This is a genomic window from Pseudomonas sp. CP4 (assembly GCF_047758505.1).
GTDB classification, from domain to species: Bacteria; Pseudomonadota; Gammaproteobacteria; order Pseudomonadales; family Pseudomonadaceae; genus Aquipseudomonas; species Aquipseudomonas fluorescens_AO.
Window position 1 is genome coordinate 3,078,214 of the sequence record NZ_CP180489.1, and the last position, 18,768, is coordinate 3,096,981.

19 protein-coding genes are annotated in these 18,768 nt (G+C 60.8%); 6 read left to right on the plus strand and 13 right to left on the minus strand.

What is annotated here, in order from left to right:
• Window positions 1–28: 28 nt before the first annotated feature.
• Window positions 29–1,102 carry a fatty acid desaturase gene (locus tag ACMYUN_RS13730; protein WP_415760885.1) on the minus strand — a complete coding sequence of 358 codons (1,074 nt, stop codon included), beginning with the start codon at window positions 1,100–1,102 and terminating at the stop codon, window positions 29–31.
• A 100-nt stretch (window positions 1,103–1,202) separates the two neighbouring features.
• Here ACMYUN_RS13730 and ACMYUN_RS13735 point away from each other — a divergent pair, with 100 nt between their 5' ends.
• On the plus strand, window positions 1,203–2,207 hold the full coding sequence (locus tag ACMYUN_RS13735; protein WP_400554714.1) for an AraC family transcriptional regulator: 1,005 nt from the start codon (window positions 1,203–1,205) through the stop codon (window positions 2,205–2,207).
• Window positions 2,208–2,210: 3 nt separating this feature from the next.
• Here the strand turns inward: ACMYUN_RS13735 and ACMYUN_RS13740 are convergent, their stop codons facing one another.
• The 4 genes from ACMYUN_RS13740 to ACMYUN_RS13755 form a co-directional block, all read right to left on the minus strand.
• Window positions 2,211–3,434, minus strand: a complete 1,224-nt coding sequence (locus ACMYUN_RS13740) for a type II toxin-antitoxin system HipA family toxin (RefSeq protein WP_039756349.1) — start codon at window positions 3,432–3,434, stop codon at window positions 2,211–2,213.
• Window positions 3,427–3,675, minus strand: a complete 249-nt coding sequence (locus ACMYUN_RS13745) for a helix-turn-helix domain-containing protein (RefSeq protein ID WP_039756347.1) — start codon at window positions 3,673–3,675, stop codon at window positions 3,427–3,429. Before ACMYUN_RS13745 ends, ACMYUN_RS13740 begins: the two co-directional genes overlap by 8 nt.
• 112 nt (window positions 3,676–3,787) lie before the next feature.
• Window positions 3,788–5,176 carry a heavy metal sensor histidine kinase gene (locus ACMYUN_RS13750; protein ID WP_415760886.1) on the minus strand — a complete coding sequence of 463 codons (1,389 nt, stop codon included), beginning with the start codon at window positions 5,174–5,176 and terminating at the stop codon, window positions 3,788–3,790.
• Complete coding sequence (locus ACMYUN_RS13755) at window positions 5,166–5,846, minus strand: heavy metal response regulator transcription factor (protein ID WP_039756344.1); 681 nt, start codon at window positions 5,844–5,846, stop codon at window positions 5,166–5,168. The genes ACMYUN_RS13750 and ACMYUN_RS13755 overlap by 11 nt, the downstream gene beginning before the upstream one ends.
• A gap of 136 nt (window positions 5,847–5,982) precedes the next feature.
• Here ACMYUN_RS13755 and ACMYUN_RS13760 point away from each other — a divergent pair, with 136 nt between their 5' ends.
• Together ACMYUN_RS13760 and uraH are read left to right on the plus strand one after the other, a co-directional pair.
• Entirely contained in the window at window positions 5,983–6,468 is a 486-nt protein-coding gene (locus tag ACMYUN_RS13760) for a GlcG/HbpS family heme-binding protein (protein ID WP_415760887.1), read from the plus strand.
• Window positions 6,469–6,479: 11 nt separating this feature from the next.
• A complete protein-coding gene (gene uraH, locus ACMYUN_RS13765) occupies window positions 6,480–6,890 on the plus strand; it encodes a hydroxyisourate hydrolase (protein ID WP_042610175.1) in 411 nt (136 codons plus the stop codon).
• A gap of 161 nt (window positions 6,891–7,051) precedes the next feature.
• On the opposite strand, the gene ACMYUN_RS13770 is transcribed toward uraH, so the two are convergent.
• Window positions 7,052–7,729 (minus strand): Crp/Fnr family transcriptional regulator, encoded by a 678-nt coding sequence (locus ACMYUN_RS13770; RefSeq protein WP_415760888.1) that lies wholly within the window; start codon window positions 7,727–7,729, stop codon window positions 7,052–7,054.
• Between the two features lie 84 nt (window positions 7,730–7,813).
• Here ACMYUN_RS13770 and ACMYUN_RS13775 point away from each other — a divergent pair, with 84 nt between their 5' ends.
• Window positions 7,814–8,338 carry a DUF962 domain-containing protein gene (locus ACMYUN_RS13775; RefSeq protein WP_415760889.1) on the plus strand — a complete coding sequence of 175 codons (525 nt, stop codon included), beginning with the start codon at window positions 7,814–7,816 and terminating at the stop codon, window positions 8,336–8,338.
• A gap of 82 nt (window positions 8,339–8,420) precedes the next feature.
• Here the strand turns inward: ACMYUN_RS13775 and ACMYUN_RS13780 are convergent, their stop codons facing one another.
• The 6 genes from ACMYUN_RS13780 to dibA form a co-directional block, all read right to left on the minus strand.
• A complete protein-coding gene (locus ACMYUN_RS13780) occupies window positions 8,421–9,410 on the minus strand; it encodes a sulfate/molybdate ABC transporter ATP-binding protein (protein WP_415760890.1) in 990 nt (329 codons plus the stop codon).
• 3 nt (window positions 9,411–9,413) lie between these two features.
• Entirely contained in the window at window positions 9,414–10,286 is an 873-nt protein-coding gene (gene cysW, locus ACMYUN_RS13785; protein WP_415760891.1) for a sulfate ABC transporter permease subunit CysW, read from the minus strand.
• 12 nt (window positions 10,287–10,298) lie between these two features.
• A complete protein-coding gene (cysT, locus tag ACMYUN_RS13790; RefSeq protein ID WP_007952818.1) occupies window positions 10,299–11,117 on the minus strand; it encodes a sulfate ABC transporter permease subunit CysT in 819 nt (272 codons plus the stop codon).
• A gap of 172 nt (window positions 11,118–11,289) precedes the next feature.
• Entirely contained in the window at window positions 11,290–12,303 is a 1,014-nt protein-coding gene (locus ACMYUN_RS13795) for a sulfate ABC transporter substrate-binding protein (RefSeq protein WP_039756333.1), read from the minus strand.
• A gap of 139 nt (window positions 12,304–12,442) precedes the next feature.
• On the minus strand, window positions 12,443–12,625 hold the full coding sequence (gene oscA, locus ACMYUN_RS13800; RefSeq protein WP_007917682.1) for a sulfur starvation response protein OscA: 183 nt from the start codon (window positions 12,623–12,625) through the stop codon (window positions 12,443–12,445).
• A 298-nt stretch (window positions 12,626–12,923) separates the two neighbouring features.
• Window positions 12,924–14,843, minus strand: a complete 1,920-nt coding sequence (gene dibA, locus ACMYUN_RS13805) for a phosphodiesterase DibA (protein ID WP_415760892.1) — start codon at window positions 14,841–14,843, stop codon at window positions 12,924–12,926.
• Between the two features lie 147 nt (window positions 14,844–14,990).
• Here dibA and desA point away from each other — a divergent pair, with 147 nt between their 5' ends.
• Together desA and ACMYUN_RS13815 are read left to right on the plus strand one after the other, a co-directional pair.
• Window positions 14,991–16,175, plus strand: coding sequence for a delta-9 fatty acid desaturase DesA (gene desA, locus ACMYUN_RS13810; RefSeq protein ID WP_415760893.1), 1,185 nt, complete (start codon window positions 14,991–14,993; stop codon window positions 16,173–16,175).
• Window positions 16,176–16,372: 197 nt separating this feature from the next.
• Window positions 16,373–17,362 carry a GGDEF domain-containing protein gene (locus ACMYUN_RS13815; protein ID WP_122508376.1) on the plus strand — a complete coding sequence of 330 codons (990 nt, stop codon included), beginning with the start codon at window positions 16,373–16,375 and terminating at the stop codon, window positions 17,360–17,362.
• Between the two features lie 135 nt (window positions 17,363–17,497).
• Here ACMYUN_RS13815 and ACMYUN_RS13820 read toward each other — a convergent pair whose 3' ends face one another.
• On the minus strand, window positions 17,498–18,709 hold the full coding sequence (locus tag ACMYUN_RS13820; protein ID WP_415760894.1) for an HDOD domain-containing protein: 1,212 nt from the start codon (window positions 18,707–18,709) through the stop codon (window positions 17,498–17,500).
• Window positions 18,710–18,768 lie beyond the last annotated feature (59 nt).

Genomic DNA, 18,768 nt, shown 5'->3' on the forward strand with positions numbered 1-18,768 from the left:
TCGCGAAGGGGCCTTTGAGCACAACCCATCAAGCCCGGGCTGAACTCACCTCTTCATGCACCATTCCAGCCGGACGCACAAACCGGTTCGCCCGGCCAAACGTGCCGAAATCATTAAAGCGCACGCCCATCTCGCGCATCACCTTGTGCGCCACCGGCACGGTCATCTGACGAATGTAAAACGGCTCCTTGACCACGAAGTGATGAATCCCGTGACTGCTGCCGAAGTTGAAGCAGAACGCTTGCAACGGCCACAGCCACCACGGGTTCAGCACCTGGCATTGCTGCAGCACATTGCCCGGTTCGACGTCGCCGTAGTAATGCATGTTCGAGCTGATGAAGTGCAGGCAAAAAGTGCGCAACACATTCGGGCCGATGATCACCACGGCGGCGATATCGATCACCTGCATCACCGAAAGCGTGGTGGCCGACCACTCGATGGGCGAGCCGAGCAAATGCGCGATGCCATTGGCCGCGTGAAAGCCGAGAAACACATACCATGCGCCCCAATGCAGCAGCGCCAGCGGTGCGTAGACCTTGAGCACGCGTTTGCCGATGCTCCACTTGTGTGCCCAGGTCTTGGCGCGGAGCAGGCGGATAAACGCCGACATGACGTTATCGCCAACCATCAGCAGACGGGCAAACCCCCACGGCTCGCCGTTGGTGATTGCGCGCTCTTCCATGTCGGCTTCAGTGCCGGACACCTTGTGATGGTTGAGGTGCAGATGACGACGGATCCACGGATTGATCGTGCTCGGCCGCGCCAGCCAGACCAGGCCCATCATCAGGTTGTGCGGCACGCGTTGTTTGCGGAAGTACATGCTGTGGATCAAGTCATGTTCCAGCTCATGGGTCAGCGAGGCGAAAAAAGCATTGAGCAGCAGGCACACCCACCAAGCCATATGGCCAGTGATGTAAAGCGCCGCCGTACCGATCATCCCGGCCAGCGCAAACGCCAGAATCCCCGCACCGAGGGCATCCTGGTGCCGAAGAATCGGGTAGCGCTCACGCAATTCCCCTCCTTTTGCCAGCACCACCTGGCGAATATATGCCGAACGCTGCGCCGCATTCAGTCGTTCAGGGCTTGCAGAAGTACCGTCCATGCTTCCATCCTCGGGTCTAAGATGAATGCATCGTGCCTTGCCGGGGTTCGATCCGCGCTAGCCAAGAACGCCAACCTGTTGACCGGACGCGCCAATCCGCATGAAGGAACCGACCTCCCTCGCCAGCTGGACCCGCGCCTTGCGCAAACAACTCGATGCGCTCGGGCTGGACAGCCTTGCCTTGTGCCAACAGGCCGGGCTCGACCCAGCGCTGATGGACGACCCCAACGCACGCTATCCGCTGTCCGGTACCACGCGCCTGTGGGCGCTCGCCGTTGAAGCCAGCGGCGACCCGGCGCTGGGCTTGCGCGTGTCGCGCTTCGTCAGCCCGACCACGTTCCACGCGCTCGGTTATGCACTGGTGGCGAGCGGCAGCTTGCGCGAGGTGTTCGAGCGCATCGTGCGCTATCACCCGGTGGTCAGCGATGCGCTGGAACTGGAGCTGAGCCGCAGCGAAGACCGCTATCAATTCCGCCTGAAAATTCCGCCCGGCAACCCGGCGCCGGCCGTCGAAGCCATCGACGCCTTCGCGGCGATCTACGTGCGCACCTGCCGCAATCGCCTCGGCCGTGACTACGCACCATTGGCGGTGTACTTGCGCCGCCCCGAACCGAGCGATGCCCAGCAATGGCACAAAGTCTTCCGCGCGCCGGTGCATTTTTGCGCCACCGAAGACCGCCTGGAATTCGCCCTCAGCGACTTCGACAGCCACCTCGATGACGCCAACCCGGAACTGGCCGAACACAACGAAGCCGTACTCAAACGCACCCTCGCCCAGCTCAAGCCGCTGACCTGGGAGCGCAAGGTGCGCGATGCCATTGAAGAACAATTGCCCGAAGGCGAACCCAGCGCCGAACGCATTGCCCAGGCCTTGCACCTGAGCCTGCGCAGCCTGCAACGGCATCTGGCGGATGAAGGTTGCCGTTTCGACACGCTGCTCAACGAAAGCCGTGAAAATCTCGCGCTGTTGCACCTGCGTGACCCGCAGTGTTCGTTGAGCGAGGTGAGTTATCTGCTGGGCTTCGCCGACACCAGCAGCTTCAGCCGCGCGTTCAAGCGCTGGACGGGAATGACGCCGGGGCAGTTTCGCGATGGGTTGCGTTGAGTTTCAACTGGTGAGCAGGCTGCGCGCCAGACCCGCAGACCATTGTTCGATCATCGCAGCGCCCACCTCAGCGAAGGCAGGATGATTGGCGCTGTACTCCGCCATTTCATCCATCGCTTCCCGTACACCGTGCGCGACCATTTGCAGCAACTGGTTGCAACGCGCTTCACTCAGATTGCAGGCCGTACGGCCAAACTTCGTTAGCATTTTATGCTTGGGCCACGCCTTCGAACCGCCCAACAGCAGTGCCATGCTATCGCTCTTGATGTACACCGACGTGGTGATGATGTCGTACGCCGGAGCCAGCCTGACCAATGAGTGTTCGCCACAATCGTCATACAGCACGCCAAAATTTTTCAAATGAGCATCGCCGTTTTTCAATACCGCTGATAAGGCGACAATCTTGAAGAAAGCTTCCAATGCATCCTTAAGCAACGAGGGCGAAACAAACGCCTTGATCTGCCGTGCGACTCCTTCGTAAGAACCATCGTATTTGGCCTTCGACGGCCAGCCGTTGAGCACGCAAAAGTCTTCGAAACCGAGGTATCCGGTCTCGCTCAAGTCAAAACGCTCGATGACGAGAAATTTGCCATGCTCGCTGAGTTCGAAATGCGGCACGTCGAGGCCACAAAGTTGCGCAGCGCGCATGCAGAAATATTCGTTGGTTGCCAGCTCGGGATACTCTTCGGCACGGAAGGCTTTGACCAGATGAGTCGAGCCTCGATGCGTCAGTCGGTCTATTGCAGCGGAACTGTCACGCACCAACACTTTGGGCTGCACGCCTGAAACCCCGGAATACTGCCCGTAGGTCTGCAAAAGATCCTCGAACAATCCTTGCGCACCGTCATGAACCAATAACTCAGCGAGCGAGGTTTCAGGTGGACGATCAGTTGTCGATGCGCTCGCGATCGAAAGACGCCCGAGTTGATGCGGGCCGACGATGCCCAGCAAAGCGAAGTCATCGAAGCCGCGCACGGCTTTGCTGAACCGCCGCATCAACTCATCGCGCAACGCACCCTCAGGCAGGTTCATCTCGAATATCGGATGGATGCCGCGTTCACAACCATAACTTTCCAGGCGTGTGGGCATGGTCAGCGAAACGGCATTTTCATCAATCGCATCGTTCCGATAGCTGAACACGCTGTCGACACCTGCGTGCCCGCGCCCCAATCTTCCAACCTCATGGCCGCCGACGCAGACCTGCAAGCGGTCCAATGCCTCAGTCATGGAAGTTCACCTTGCGCAGCGTGTCGAGTGTCGGACGTCGAGAGGCGCGGGGGATTGCGGCCAATTCGTAGCCGAATCCGTTAAGAATCGCTTCGACTTTGCGCAAACCGATTTCCGAGATTGTGTTGTTTTCAATCCCCGAGATTGTTGCACGGCTCATGCCGTACTGCTGTGCCAAAGCCTGTTGCGACATTTTTTGAGCCTTGCGCAAGCTTCTGATCAATGCGCCAATCTTTTCCATAACCGCCTCTGATGCATTGCTTACGATGCAAACGATGCTTTAACCGAAATAATGCATCTTAAATGATGCAATTCGCGAAGCTTAGCGTAGATGGCCAATCATCGCTAACGCCTTAGCACCGCATCACAAACCCCAACTCAAACACCGTCCCCGCCACATCACTACTCACCCGCACCTGCCCGCCGTGCAACTGCATGATCGACTGCACGATCGCCAACCCCAGCCCACCCGAATCTCCCGGCTCCGCACGTGAAGGATCGACGCGGTAGAAACGGTCGAACAGTCTGCCCAGATGCTCAGGCGCGATGAGCGGGCCGTGGTTGTGCACTTGCAGCCAGCACATATCCGGTTCATCGCGGCGTTGCAGGCTGATCAGGGTGCCGGGGTCAGCATGGCGTACGGCGTTGGCCAACAGGTTGCCGAGGGCGCGTTGCAGCAGTTGCTGGTCGGCGAGCAACTCGCCGTGCATGCGGTTTTCAAGTCGAAGGCCGCGGTCATCGGCCAGGGCTTCGAAGTAATCGCAGAGTTCGTCGCCGACGTTGCGCAAATCCAGTGTGTGCAGATTGAGCGCGCGTTCGGCCTGTTCGGCGCGGGCGAGGAACATCAGGTTCTCGGCCATGCGCTTGAGCCGTTCGAACTCTTCCATGTTCGAGGCCAGCACTTCCTGATAGTCGGCCGTGCTGCGCGGGTGGTTCAGGGCCTGGCCGTTGCTGGCGAGCAAGGTGTGCAGCGGCGTGCGGATTTCGTGGGCGAGGTCGGCGGAGAATTGCGACAGGCGCTGCACGCTGTCGTCCAGCCGCGCGAGCATGGTGTTGAGCGCGTGCACCGGCTCGCGCAGTTCGCTCGGCGTGCCCTCGATGGGCAGGCGTCGATCGAGGCTGCGCAGATCGATGCTGCGCACCGCTTCGCTCAACTGACGCAAAGGTTGCAGTCCCCGACGCAGCAACAACAGGCCCAGCGCAAACGCGAGCAACGCGCCGAGGCCGACGGACAGATACAGACGCAGGCGATAACTGCCGAGCATCTGCTCGCGCTCGCTGAGCACTTTGCCGGCGATCACCGTCAGGGTTTCACCGTTGGGACCCTGCGCCTGGCCGGACAGCAGGGCCAGCTCGGCGCCGTCACTGGCCTGCCAGCTGAGCACGTCACGGCGCTGCGGCATTTGCTCTCGCGCTAATGCATTGAGCGCCGGCAATTCACGTTGGCGCGGGTTGATCGCGATCACGCTGGAGCCGTCGGCCCGGCGCACCAGCAACAGACTGTCGAGATTGCCGAGCATGTTCTGATACAACCGGGGCCGTGCCTGCAGGGCGTCGAGGCTGTCGCTGTCGGCGAGCAAGGCGCGCACTTGTTCTAGGCGCCCGAGCAGGGCCATGTCGTCCCGAAAGGCCAGTTCCGAGGCCAGCGAGCGGTAGAGAAACACGCCGATTGCGCTCAGCACCAGCGCGCAGACCATGGCGAAGGCCAGCGCCAATCGCCAGGCGATCGACTTACTCCACATCGTCCGGCGCTTCCAGTTGATAACCGACGCCGCGCACGGTGTGGATAAGTTTCGGCATGTACGGGTCGTCGACCTTGGCGCGCAGGCGACGCACGGCGACTTCGACCATGTTGGTGTCGCTGTCGAAATTCAGGTTCCACACCTGCGAAGCGATCAGCGTGCGCGAGAGCACTTCGCCCTGGCGGCTGGCGAGCAACTGCAACAGGGCGAACTCTTTGTTGGTCAGGGCAATGCGCTGGCCGCCGCGACTGACCCGGCGGCGCAGCACGTCGATTTCCAGATCGGCGATGGTGTACGACTCGGCTTCGCGCATCGGCCCACGTCGCAGCAGCGTGCGCACGCGCGCGAGCAACTCGGCGAAGGCGAAGGGTTTGAGCAGGTAGTCGTCGGCGCCCAGCTCAAGACCACGCACGCGGTCTTCGATGGCGTCCTTGGCGGTGAGAAACAGCACCGGTGTGGCGCCGCGCTGGCGGATCAGTTGCAACAATTGCCAGCCGTTCAGACCCGGGAGCATCACGTCGAGGATGATCAGGTCGTATTCCTGCTGCTCGATAAAATAGCGGCCGTCGAGGCCATTGAGCGCCACATCCACGGCGAAACCCGACTCGCCCAGGCCCTTGGCGAGGAAATTGGCGGTTTTGGCTTCATCTTCTACGACCAGCAAACGCATGGCACACCTCGATTGATCAGGCACACAGGCTAGGCGTGTTCGGCGCCGTTGCCCATTACAAACTTGTAATCCGCCTGACGGGGTTCTGACGAAGTGCGCCGGTTAAGGTGCAGACCTTCTCAATCGGAGCCTGCACATGACCGTCAAATACCTTGTCGCCAGCCTGATCCTCGGCCTCAGCGGCGTTGCCAGCGCCACGCCAGAACTGCCGCGCCACGCCGATCTCGACCTGAAAACCGCACGCTGGCTGGCGGACAAGGCGATGAGCAGCTGCACCGGCACGGTGTCGGTACTCGACCGTGGCGGCAACCTGCTGGTGACGCTGCGTGGTGACGGCGTTGGCCCGCACAACACCGCCGCCAGCCAGCGCAAGGCCTACACCGCGCTGTCGACCAAGACGCCGACGCGGCTGTTCGCCGAGCGCGCCCGCAGCAACCCGGAAACCGCCAACCTCAACACCCTCAATGAATTGCTCTTGCTCGGCGGCGGCATTCCGCTGTTCGCCGGCAGCGAACTGGTCGGCGCCATGGGCGTGGCCGGTTCCGGCGGCGGTGAGCAAGACGAAAACTGCGCCCGCGCCGCCGCCGACAAGGCCGGCCTGACCATCACCCGTTCCCACTAAGGAGATCCACCATGACCACCCTGCGCATGACCCTCGCCGCGCTCGGCCTGAGCGCTGTTTCCAGCCTGGCGCTGGCCGCCGGCAATCCGCTGAGCGTGCACGTGCTCAATCTGGAAAACGGCCTGCCGTCACCGGGCATCAACGTCACCCTGGAAAAACACGTCGGCGAAAACTGGCAGCCACTGGCTCAAGGCACCACTAACGAGCAAGGGCGGATCGCCGAACTGTTCCCGGCCAAACAGCCATTCGAAGCCGGTGAATACCGCGTGGTGTTCAAGACCGGCGAGTATTACCAGAAGATCAAGCATGAGACGTTCTTCCCGGAAATTCCGGTGATCTTCCAGGTCAAGCAGACTGATCAGCACTACCACATCCCGCTGCTGCTGAGCCCGTACGGTTTCTCGACCTATCGCGGGTCGTAAGATAAACACAGATCCTTTGTTGGAACTGGTCTCTGTGGCGAGGGGATTTATCCCCGTTGGACTGCGCAGCGGTCCCATTTTTTCAGGGCCGCTGCGCGCCCCAGCGGGGATAAATCCCCTCGCCACAGGTGCCAGTTCCGACATTGGATCGGTTTCAGTTTTCAGATCGTGGCCAGGGCACGCAGTCTTGCGGCATCGAGGATTTCGATTTCGCCGTAAGCCAACCCGATAATCCCCTGCCCCTGCAGATCCTTAAGGATCTGATTAGTGGTCTGCCGCGACAGCGACAGCATCGCCGCCAACTGCTCCTGCGGCAGTTGCAGCACCCGACGCGGTGCGTCGAGTTCGCCGTAGCCTTCGGCGATCATCAGCAAGCGATGCGCCAGACGTGCCGGGGCTGGCAGCAGGCTCAGCTGTTCGAGGTTGATGAAGGCCAGGCGCAATTTGTGGCTCATCAACAGCGCCAGATGCCGCCAGTACTCCGGCTGTTCGTCGAGCAATTTGAACATCGTCGCCTGCGGGATATTCAGCAAGGTACACGGCCCGACCGCATAGGCGTCATGGGTGCGTGGCTGACCATCGAACAGGCAGATTTCGCCGAACCAGTGCGGCGCCTCCACCAGACTCAGCAACGCCTCCTTGCCCTGCTCGCTCACCGCGCCGATACGCACTGTGCCATCGAGCACTGCATACAGACCGCACGGCGCATCGCCGCGCTGGAACAGCCGTTGCCCCGCCGTCAGCCGCCGCTCTCGGGCCAATGCCAGCAGGCTATCCTGAAAAGATCCAGGCAGATGGCTGAACCACTGACCGCTGAGCAACCGTGCACGAATTTGCATAACCACTCCTGGAGTGTCGCCTGCCCGACAGAACGAATGCGGATCCCGAGGGACGATGCATTCAACCCCACTGGAGGAACAACAATGAAAAGCCTCGTCGACCACCTCAGTCAATACGCCGCCTACCACCGCGACCCGCGCAACATCGCCAGCCACTTCATCGGCATTCCGCTGATCGTGGTGGCGGTGGCTGTCCTGCTGTCACGGCCGCAATGGACGCTGAGCGGGTTATGGATATCTCCAGCGGTTGTGGTGGCGCTGGCTTCGGCTTGGTTTTACCTGCGTCTGGAGTTGAAGCTCGGCGTGTTGATGACCGTGCTGATGGGGCTGTCGGTGTGGGCCGGGCATGCACTGGCGCAGCAGAGCACTATGGTCTGGCTGAGCAGCGGCCTGGCGATGTTCGTGATCGGCTGGGTAATCCAGTTTGTCGGGCATCACTATGAAGGGCGCAAACCGGCGTTCGTCGATGACATCAGCGGGCTGATAGTCGGGCCGTTGTTTGTCGTGGCCGAGCTGGCGTTTCTGCTCGGGCTGCGGCAGGAATTGAAACAAGAGATCGAGTTGCGGGCGGGGGTGGTACGGGTCAATCCGAATCGCGCTGCTGTATAGATCGCATTCGCGAGCAGGCTCGCTCCCACATTTGGAATAAGTTTTCCCTGTGGGAGCGAGCCTGCTCGCGAAGCTTTTGCCTTTAAATATTGGCGACTTTCTGCCAGACCTTCGGCTTGAAGAACAACGTCTCGCCCTTGGCCAGGCCGATCAGGCTGTCGTGATCCTTGACCACTTCCGCTTCGATCAGATCGGTTTGCCCTTCCACCTTCAGCGTCACTCGCGTCGTCGCGCCCAGCGGGCGGATATCGCGCACTTCAGCGGCATGGTGATCTTCCAGCTCATGCCTGGACAACGACACCTCATGCGGTCGGAACAGCACGTGATTGTCGTCGCTGAGCAGCAATCGGTTCGAGTCGCCGAGGAAGTGATAAACGAAGTCGCTGGCCGGGTTTTCGTAGACGTCGCCCGGTGAGCCGATCTGCTCGATCACGCCTTTGTTCATCACCACGATGCGGTCGGCGACTTCCATCGCTTCTTCCTGGTCGTGGGTCACGAACACCGAAGTCAGGTTGATGTCTTCGTGCAGCCGCGCCAACCAGCGGCGCAGTTCCTTGCGCACCTTGGCGTCGAGGGCGCCGAACGGTTCATCCAGCAGCAGCACTTTCGGCTCCACCGCCAAAGCACGGGCCAGGGCGATACGCTGACGCTGGCCACCGGATAACTGCTCCGGGTAGCGATCCGACAGCCAGTCCAGTTGCACCATATTCAGCAGTTCGTGAACCTTGGTGGCGATCTGGCTTTCGCTCGGGCGCTGGTTTTTCGGTTTCATGCGCAGGCCGAACGCGACGTTGTCGAACACCGTCATATGGCGGAACAAGGCGTAGTGCTGAAACACGAAACCGACGTTGCGATCACGCACGTCGTGGCCGGAGACGTCTTCACCGTGGAAGACGATGTTGCCCTGATCCGGGGTTTCCAGACCGGCAATGATCCGCAGCAAAGTGGTTTTGCCACAGCCCGAAGGCCCCAGCAGCGCCACCAGCTCGCCGCTCTGGATGTCCAGGCTGATGTTGTCCAGCGCTTTGAACGCGTTGAAATTCTTGCTGACGTTACGCACTTCGATCGACATGAATTATTCCTCCGCGGCGCTGGCGCGCAGGCGGTTGATACGGTTTTCGCTCCACTGCTTGAGCAGCAGGATGAAGAGCGCCAGGATCAGCAACAGGCTCGCCACGGCGAACGCGGCCACGTGGTTGTATTCGTTGTAGAGGATCTCGACGTGCAGCGGCAAGGTGTTGGTCACCCCGCGAATGTGCCCGGAAACCACCGACACCGCACCGAATTCACCCATGGCCCGCGCCGTACACAGCACCACGCCGTAAATCAGGCCCCACTTGATGTTGGGCACGGTGACGTGCCAGAACATCTGCCAGCCATTGGCCCCGAGCAGGCGCGCCGCCTCTTCTTCCTGGGTGCCTTGTTCCTGCATCAGCGGAATCAGCTCACGGGCCACGAACGGCACGGTGACGAAAATCGTCGCCAGCACAATGCCCGGCAGGGCGAAGACGATCTGGATGTCGTGATCCTGCAACCACGGCCCGAACAGGCCCTGCGCGCCGAACATCAGCACGTAGACCAGACCGGCAATCACCGGCGACACCGAGAACGGCAGGTCGATCAGCGTCACCAGCATGCTCTTGCCACGAAACGAGTATTTGCTCACGCACCACGCCGCGCTGACGCCGAACACCAGGTTCAGCGGCACCGAGATCAGCACCGCGAACACGGTGAGTTTCAGTGCCGACAGTGCGTCCGGTTCAAAGATCGCGGTGAAGAACGCACAGAGGCCATTCTTCAAACCCTGCGATACGACGATGAACAACGGCAGCAGCAGAAACAGGAAAAAGATCAGCCAGCCAAGACCGATCAGGATTCTGCGTGAAGTGGCACTGCCACGCCGCGCAGCGTTGGCCGAGGACGCGGCCGCAATAGACGATTGGGACATGTTCGCGCCTCCTTATGGGGTTTCGATGCGCCGCTGCAGCAAGTTGATCAGCAGCAACAGGACGAAGGAAACCACCAGCATCAGCACGCCGATGGAGGTGGCGCCGGTGTAATCGTACTGGTCGAGTTTGACCATGATCAGCAGCGGCAGGATTTCGGTTTTCATCGGCATGTTGCCGGCGATGAAAATCACCGAACCGTACTCGCCGACACCACGCGCAAACGCCAGGGCGAAACCGGTCAGCCAGGCAGGCAGCAGCGCTGGCAGCAGAATGTGCCGGAACACCTGCAACGGCTTGGCACCGAGGCAGGCGGCCGCTTCTTCGACTTCACGGGGAATATCGGCCAGCACCGGCTGCACCGTGCGCACCACGAAGGGCAAGGTCACGAAGGTCAGCGCGAGGGTAATGCCCAGCGGCGTGTAGGCAATCTTGAAACCGAGGTCGGCGGCGAACTGGCCGACCAGCCCGGTCGGCGTGTACAGCGCCGTCAGCGCGATACCGGCCACGGCGGTGGGCAGGGCAAATGGCAGATCGATCATCGCGTCGATCACCTTGCGCCCGGGGAAGGTGTAGCGCACCAGCACCCACGCCAGCAACGTGCCGATGATGCCGTTGATGATCGCCGCACACAGCGCGGTACCGAAGCTCAGCTTCAACGCCGCCAGCACCCGCGGTGCGGAGATGATCGTCCAGAACTGATCCCAGGTGAGTTGCGCGGCGTGGACGAACATCGCCGCCAGCGGGATAAGCACAATCAGACTGAGGTACACCAAGGTGTAACCCAGCGTCAGCCCGAAGCCGGGTATGACGGGGGAGATACGACGCGACATAAAAGTCCCTGGTTAAAAGCATTCCGCTGAACGCATCAATGTGGGAGCGAGCTTGCTCGCGAAGAGGGAGTATCAATCAACTCGAGGTCGTCTGACACTGCGCTTTCGCGAGCAGGCTCGCTCCCACATTTTCCGCGCCTGGCTTCAGGCTAGATGTGTGGCTGAAGTCAGATTACTGCGCCTGATAAATCTGGTCGAACACGCCGCCGTCGTTGAAGAATTTCGGCTGCGCGGATTTCCAGCCGCCGAAGTCCTTGTCGATGGTCACCAGCTCCAGTTTCGGGAACTGCTGGGCGTACTTGGCCGCTACGTCCTTGTCACGTGGACGATAGAAGTTCTTCGCGGCGATTTCCTGGCCGGCCGGGCTGTACAGGTGCTTGAGGTAGGCTTCGGCGATCTGCGCGTTGCCCTTCTTTTCGGCATTCTTGTCGACCACCGCCACGGGTGGTTCGGCGAGGATCGACAGCGACGGCACGACGATGTCGAACTTGTCCGCACCGCCGTCCTCTTTCAGCGCCAGGAACGCTTCGTTTTCCCAGGCCAGCAATACGTCGCCCTGACCGTTGTTGACGAAGGTGATGGTCGAACCACGGGCGCCGGTGTCGAGGATCGGCACATGCTTGAACAGGGTTTGTACGTATTGCTTGGCCTTGGCTTCGTCACCGCCGTTGGCTTTCAGGCCATAGGCCCATGCGGCGAGGAAGTTCCAGCGCGCGCCACCCGAGGTTTTCGGGTTCGGCGTGATCACCGAAACGTCGTTCTTGACCAGATCGCCCCAGTCCTTGATGCCTTTCGGGTTGCCCTTGCGCACCAGAAAGACAATGGTCGAGGTGTACGGCGTGCTCGCTTCCGGCAGACGCTTCTGCCAGTCGGCCGGCAGGCTCTTGCCGAGCTTGGCGATTTCGTCGATGTCACCGGCCAGGGCCAGGGTCACCACGTCAGCACGCAGACCGTCAATCACCGCACGGCCCTGCTTGCCCGAACCGCCATGGGATTGCTGGATTTTCACCGTGTCGCCGGCATGATCCTGCTGCCAGAACTTGATGAATTCGGCGTTGTATTCCTGATACAGCTCGCGCGTCGGGTCATACGACACGTTGAGCAGCTCGTAATCCTTGGCAACAGCGGAACCGGCAAACACGGCGCTGGCCAGCGCGGCCAGAGCGTAACGGCGAATCGACGACATGGTGAAAGCTCCTGAAATTCCTGGTGGTGGCTTTTTCTTGTGTATTGCTGGAATCGGTCCCGCTTCAAAGATCGCCGCCTTCGCCAGCTCCTGCACACAGCCCCCTGTAGGAGCCGCCGAAGGCTGCAATCTTTTGATCTCAGCCCGGTTGTTTACCGGGTTGCTGCAAACGGAATTTCTCTTTGCGTTCGATCTGTACGACCTGCGCGTTGTGCACAGTGATTTCCACCGCGCCGAACCGCAGATCGCGCAGGGCGCTCTGGATTTCACGCAAGATGGTGCTTTCGTCCTGACCGTCAACGCTGCGAAGGGATGCGCTCATGGTGCTGCTCCTTTGAAGGGGTTTTGCCTGGCAGTGGGCGGCACTGCGTTCGGCGTGGGAGCAATATAAGAGAGGCACGGATATTCTTAAAAAGACTATTTAAGAATGTTTATATAACCAGAAAATAATAGGAGGAAGGGCAAGGGGTTTGCGCTGATTTGAACTCGTCAAGAGAACTTGTGGCGAGGGGATTTATCCCCGTTGGACTGCGTAGCAGTCCCATTTCTTGGGGCCGCTACGCGACCCAACGGGGATAAATCCCCTCACCACAAGGTCGGTGATAGCCAGATAGGTCTTTTCAGCCAATCCATGGCGTTTTCGCCCAATCAAGCCGATCCGCAGACACCGGCCGCCCAAACCAGTAGCCCTGCCCCAGATCGCATTCTTGCGCCAACAGAAATGTTGCCTGCTCAACCTGCTCGATCCCCTCGGCGTGCACCTGCATGCCCATGCTCCGCGCCAGCGCGATGATCACCCGGACAATCGCCACGTCATCTTCGTCCCACGGCAACCCAGCGACGAAGCCTTGATCGATCTTGAGTTTCTGCACAGGAAGACGCTTGAGCCGCAGCAGCGACGAATAGCCGGTGCCAAAATCATCGATGGCCAGGCGCACGCCGAGTTCGCGCAAGCGATGCATCTGTTCCAGCGCCACTTCCGGATCGTCCATCACCGCGCTTTCGGTGACTTCCAGTTCCAGATACGCCGGATCCAGCCCGGTGTCTTGCAGCACCTGCGCCACCTGCTGGTACAACTCGCGCCGGGCAAACAGCCGCGACGAAACATTCACCGCGACGAACGCCAGCACCACGCCGCTCTGCTGCCATTGGCACATCTGCCGGCACGCCTGCTGCATCACCCAGGCATCGATGTCGGCGATCAGCCCGGTGCGCTCGGCAATCGGAATGAATTCCGCCGGCGACACCAGCCCGCGCTGCGGATGCTGCCAGCGCACCAGTGCCTCGACGCCGATCAGACGGCTGCTGTGCAAGTCATGCACCGGTTGGTAGTAAACGCGCAGCTCGTCCTGCTCCAGTGCGCGGCGCAGCTCGAAGGCGATTTCGACCCGTTGCTGGGCATGGGCGGTCAGCTCTTCGGTATACAGCGCGTAGCCATTGCGCCCGCTGCTTTTGGCCTTGAACAGCGCACTGTCGGCATTGCGCAACAACTGCTCGGCACTCAAGGCATCGCTGGGAAACAGGCTGATGCCGATGCTGGCGTTGATGAACAGTTGATTGCCATCAATCAGCAGCGGCTCTTTCAACGCATCCAGAATCCGTTGCGCCAATGCCGCCGCCTGCGCAGGCTGTGGACAACTTTCCGCGAGCACCGCGAACTCATCGCCGCCCAACCGTGCGAGGGTGATGCCGGGGCCGAACAGTGCCTGCAAACGCGTCGCTACGGCTTTGAGCAAGCGGTCGCCGACGTTATGCCCGAGGCTATCGTTGATCAGCTTGAAGTGATCCAGATCGAGCATCAGCAGCGCGCAGCCACGCTTGTGCGTCTGCGCCGACGCCAGCGCCTGCTCGGCGCGGTCGCTGAACAGCAGGCGATTGGGCAGATCGGTCAACGGATCGTGATGCGCCAGGTGTTTGAGCTCGGACTCGGAATCTTTGATTGCGCTGATGTCGGAGAACACCGCCACGTAATGGCTGAGCCGGCCGAAATCATCGTGAATCACCCGGATGGTCTGCCACTGAGGATAAATCTCGCCGGTCTTGCGCCGGTTCCAGATCTCGCCGCTCCATTCACCTTCGGCCTCGAGGGTGGCGAACATCGCCTGATAGAAGCCCGGCGGATGATGGCCAGACTTGAACAGGCTGGGCTGCTGGCCAATCACTTCATCGCGCCGATAACCGGTGATCTCGATAAAGGCGCGGTTGACGTGAACGATCAGGCCCCGGTGATCGGTAACCAGCACGCCTTCGCGGGTGCAATCGAACACAGCGGCCGCCTGACGCAGACGCTCACGGTCGGTGTGGCGCTCGCGCAGGCGGGCACCGATGCCGAGAAACCGACCCAGCCGCGCCCGCGCGAGGAAAATCAGCGCGGCGCTGACCCCGGCCAGCAGGTAACCGTTGATCAGTTGCCAGTGGGCCAGCGCACTGGAGTCATCGAAGAATTTGCTTAATAAGTGATCAGAAACCTGCAGCCATAGGGCGGCCAGTACCAGGTAGAGCAGCGCTGCACGCAAGGCATCGCGGTAAGTCGCAGACATTCGGTCGTCCATGTCCCTACAAAAAGGTTGGAATTATAGGTGAAGAAACATTCAGCGACTTCTTATCTGAAAGGGCGACTGGTTTTATCTGTGTGCTTAGTGATAATGCAACGGCTGTTTTTATCTTTATCGAGGGCCCTATAGCCTATGTGGTACGAAGGTTTTCTTGGCTTGTCGGCCTGGTCACTGGTCGCGGTCACCCTGTTGATGACCCATGTGACGATTGTTGCCGTCACGGTCTATCTGCACCGTTACTCGGCCCACCGCTCGCTCGAGCTGAATGCGGGTCTCAAGCACTTTTTCCGTTTCTGGCTGTGGCTGACCACGGCGCAGAACACCCGCGAGTGGACCGCCATCCACCGCAAACACCACGCCAAATGCGAAACCGAGGATGACCCGCACAGCCCGTTCATCAAGGGCCTGTCCACGGTGCTGCGCACCGGTGCCGAGCTGTACCGCAGCGAAGCGCAGAACCCGGAAACCCTGCGCATCTACGGCAAGAACTGCCCGGAAGACTGGATCGAACGCAACGTCTACAGCCGCTATCCGCTGCTGGGCGTGGCGATCATGGGCGTGATCGACCTGCTGCTGTTCGGCACCATCGGCATCACCATCTGGGCCATCCAGATGATGTGGATTCCAGTGTGGGCCGCGGGCGTGATCAACGGTCTGGGCCATGCCGTCGGCTACCGCAACTTCGAATGCCGTGACGCGGCCACCAATCTGGTGCCGTGGGGCATCCTGATCGGCGGCGAAGAACTGCACAACAACCATCACACCTACCCCAACTCGGCCAAGCTGTCGGTCAAGAAGTGGGAATTCGATCTCGGCTGGGCATGGATCAAAGTGTTCTGCTTCCTGCGTCTGGCCAAGGTGCAGCGGGTCGCACCGATTGCCCACCGCGTCGAAGGCAAGGGCAGCCTGGACATGGACACCGCCATGGCGATCCTGAACAACCGTTTCCAGATCATGGCCCAGTACCGCAAATTGGTAATCGGCCCACTGGTCAAACAAGAGCTGGCCAAGGTCGATCATTCGGTGCGGCACCAGTTCCACCGGGCCAAACGCCTGCTGTCTCGGGAAACCAGCCTGCTGGAAGACCGTCATCACTTGCGCATTCAAACCATGCTCGAACACAGCCAGGCGCTGAAAGTGATTTACGAAAAGCGCCTGGCGCTGCAGCAGATCTGGGTCAAGACCAGCTCCAATGGCCACGACATGCTCGCCGCTATCAAGGAATGGATTCACGAGGCCGAGGCGAGTGGCATCCAGTCGTTGCGTGATTTTGCCGATCAGCTGAAAACCTACTCGCTGCGTCCTGCGGCGGTCTGACCTGCACTGAGGCTGTGATCTGAAAGAAATCGCAGCCTCGTTGCACTCGGCAGCTCCTACGGCTCACCGCCCGGCGGGACTCGGTACTGGCCGGGAACTTCGCCGAAAATCCCCTATCTCAATGACACTTCGCCATCCCGGCGGGTTGTCCTGTGGCCGTCGTCGACATTGCGGCGCGCCCTTTGAGATTTGTGCCGATGGTCAACAACAACCAGAAAGACACATCCTTCACCCAATGGCCCGAGGCCGCGCAAACGCTGATGGCGCTGATGCACGCGCAAGGCGAAGTTGCGCGCCTGAGCGAGCGCGAACAGTTGATCAGTTCGCTGCTGGTCAGCGTCAACGCCGTGCTCTGGGCCTTCAACTGGGAAACCCGCCAGGTGTTGTACGTCAGTCCGGCCTATGAACGGATCTTTGGCCGTTCCGCCGCGCTTCTGCTGGCTGACTACAACCAGTGGCGCGACAGCATTTACCCCGATGATCTGGAGTACGCCGAACAAAGCCTGGCCGAAGTCCTGCACCGAGGTGCGGTGGAAGATCGCGAGTACCGCATCATTGCCGCCGACGGCCAGGTGCGCTGGCTCAGCGACAAATGCTTTATCAATCGCCAGGACGAGCCCGGGCAGCCGGTGATCATCGTCGGCATCGCCGAAGACATCACCGACAAAAAGCACATGGAAACCGAGCTGCAACGCTTGGCCACCACCGATGTGCTGACGCAAAGCAGCAACCGCCGTCACTTCTTCGAATGCGCCCACCGCGAGTTCGCCGAGGCCCGCCGCCAAGGCACACCGCTGGCCTTCCTGCTGCTGGACATCGACGATTTCAAAGTAATTAACGACAGCTACGGCCACCCCGAGGGCGACAACGTGCTGCAGCGAATCGCCGAATGCGGCCGCGGCTCATTGCGCCGCGGTGACCTGTTCGGACGAATTGGCGGTGAGGAGTTCGCCGCGGTGTTCCCCGGCTGTGCACCGGAAATGGCGGTGCAAGTGGCGGAGCGCCTGCAGCAGGAGATCCAGCGACTGCGCTTCAACCATGACGGCCAAGCATTCAGCATCACCGTGAGCCAGGGCCTGACCAACCTCACCGACGAAGACAAGAGCCTGGACAGCCTGTTCGCCCGCGCGGATGCCGCGATGTATGAGGCGAAACGGCAGGGCAAGAACCGGATTATTGCGGCCTGATCCGTATTTTATGGCTGCCGCAATTTCTGTGGGAGCGGGCTTGCCCGCGATGAGGCCTGCACCTTCAACAAAAATGTTGCCTGCGCTGGCGCCTTCGCGAGCAGGCTCGCTCCCACATGGGAATGTGATGATCTGTCATTTGCGCATCCGCAGCAACTCCGGCAGCCCGATCTTGAGCAACCGCGCCGTCCGGCTCTTCGCCAGTTCCTCAACGCCTTCATGCTCGGTCAGCTGCGCCATCTGCGCCGCCATGTTCATCACCAATGCCTCGCGGGAATACACGCCGCCGCCCAACTGATAGACCGAAGCAATCAACTCGCGCAACTCTAGCGGCAGACGCCAGCGGGTGCGCAACGCCGAGCCATAAGAAGCGCCAAACTTCGCCAGCGCTTCACCGACCTCCTCCAGCTCGTCCAGCTCGCCGCCGGCCTGCTGCCATTCCTGCAGGCAGCGCAGCAGCGCCAGATCGCCGAGCCGATGCAACATGCCCGCGCAGTAGCAGCGCTCTTGGTCCAGATCGAGCAAGCGCGCCAGCGTCCGCGCATATTCCGCCGTGTGCAGTGACAGCCCCCAATAACGCTCAGCATAATCTGCCAGGCACGCATTGCTGAGCCGGGCGCTGCGTTTCAGCGCCAGCCCGAGGATCAGGTTCATGCTTTGCCCGGTGCCGAGTCGATGCAGCGCCTGAGCGAGGGTCTGCACGGGCGCTCCGTGATGCTGCGCAGCGCTGTTGGCAGCCGCGATCAGCACGGCGGTAATCTGCGGATCGGTGCGCACTTCCTGTTCCAGCAGCTTCAGATCCAGCCCCTCGGGATTGAGGCTACGCTTGACCGCCACTTGCACGTCAGTCATCAGCGGCGCGCCATCGGCCTGCTCACGACGCCGCTCAAGGAACACCGACAGGGTCATGCCCGGTGCCAGCGCTGGCACTTCGCAAACCACTGCTTCGCCAGCGTTGAGCAGCAACCCCTGCAAACGCTCGGTCAGGCCTTCCATGTTCAACGGTTTGGTCAGGTACGCCGTCGGCGCCAGCGGAATCGCTTCGCGCACGCTGGCGCTGTCGTTACGGCTGCTCATCAAAATGAACGGCAGCGGCGGATTGCGTTTGCGCTGACGCACGCTGCGCAGCACATGCAGTCCATCGATGCCGGGCAGTTCCCAATCAACGATGGCCAGGTCATAAGGCACCTCGCCAAGCAACGACATTGCCTGCTGGCCATCGGCGCAAAGATCCAGCCGCGCGTCACAGCGCACGTTGAGCAGCACTTGTTTGAGCAGGTCGCGGGACCAGGGGTCGGCCTCGGCAATCAACACTTGAGGTACGGCGGGTAAATCAACGGCAGTCATGCGCGCTCTCCTTGCAATGCCTGAACCTTAGCCAATGCTGGCGATTCGATACAGCGCAA

Bases quoted from the DNA above. Each gene is read 5' to 3' on its own strand.
- ACMYUN_RS13730 (WP_415760885.1), bottom strand. From the start codon at position 1,102: ATGGACGGTACTTCTGCAAGCCCTGAACGACTGAATGCGGCGCAGCGT.
- ACMYUN_RS13735 (WP_400554714.1), top strand. From the start codon at position 1,203: ATGAAGGAACCGACCTCCCTCGCCAGCTGGACCCGCGCCTTGCGCAAA.
- ACMYUN_RS13740 (WP_039756349.1), bottom strand. From the start codon at position 3,434: ATGACTGAGGCATTGGACCGCTTGCAGGTCTGCGTCGGCGGCCATGAG.
- ACMYUN_RS13745 (WP_039756347.1), bottom strand. From the start codon at position 3,675: ATGGAAAAGATTGGCGCATTGATCAGAAGCTTGCGCAAGGCTCAAAAA.
- ACMYUN_RS13750 (WP_415760886.1), bottom strand. From the start codon at position 5,176: ATGTGGAGTAAGTCGATCGCCTGGCGATTGGCGCTGGCCTTCGCCATG.
- ACMYUN_RS13755 (WP_039756344.1), bottom strand. From the start codon at position 5,846: ATGCGTTTGCTGGTCGTAGAAGATGAAGCCAAAACCGCCAATTTCCTC.
- ACMYUN_RS13760 (WP_415760887.1), top strand. From the start codon at position 5,983: ATGACCGTCAAATACCTTGTCGCCAGCCTGATCCTCGGCCTCAGCGGC.
- uraH (WP_042610175.1), top strand. From the start codon at position 6,480: ATGACCACCCTGCGCATGACCCTCGCCGCGCTCGGCCTGAGCGCTGTT.
- ACMYUN_RS13770 (WP_415760888.1), bottom strand. From the start codon at position 7,729: ATGCAAATTCGTGCACGGTTGCTCAGCGGTCAGTGGTTCAGCCATCTG.
- ACMYUN_RS13775 (WP_415760889.1), top strand. From the start codon at position 7,814: ATGAAAAGCCTCGTCGACCACCTCAGTCAATACGCCGCCTACCACCGC.
- ACMYUN_RS13780 (WP_415760890.1), bottom strand. From the start codon at position 9,410: ATGTCGATCGAAGTGCGTAACGTCAGCAAGAATTTCAACGCGTTCAAA.
- cysW (WP_415760891.1), bottom strand. From the start codon at position 10,286: ATGTCCCAATCGTCTATTGCGGCCGCGTCCTCGGCCAACGCTGCGCGG.
- cysT (WP_007952818.1), bottom strand. From the start codon at position 11,117: ATGTCGCGTCGTATCTCCCCCGTCATACCCGGCTTCGGGCTGACGCTG.
- ACMYUN_RS13795 (WP_039756333.1), bottom strand. From the start codon at position 12,303: ATGTCGTCGATTCGCCGTTACGCTCTGGCCGCGCTGGCCAGCGCCGTG.
- oscA (WP_007917682.1), bottom strand. From the start codon at position 12,625: ATGAGCGCATCCCTTCGCAGCGTTGACGGTCAGGACGAAAGCACCATC.
- dibA (WP_415760892.1), bottom strand. From the start codon at position 14,843: ATGTCTGCGACTTACCGCGATGCCTTGCGTGCAGCGCTGCTCTACCTG.
- desA (WP_415760893.1), top strand. From the start codon at position 14,991: ATGTGGTACGAAGGTTTTCTTGGCTTGTCGGCCTGGTCACTGGTCGCG.
- ACMYUN_RS13815 (WP_122508376.1), top strand. From the start codon at position 16,373: ATGGTCAACAACAACCAGAAAGACACATCCTTCACCCAATGGCCCGAG.
- ACMYUN_RS13820 (WP_415760894.1), bottom strand. From the start codon at position 18,709: ATGACTGCCGTTGATTTACCCGCCGTACCTCAAGTGTTGATTGCCGAG.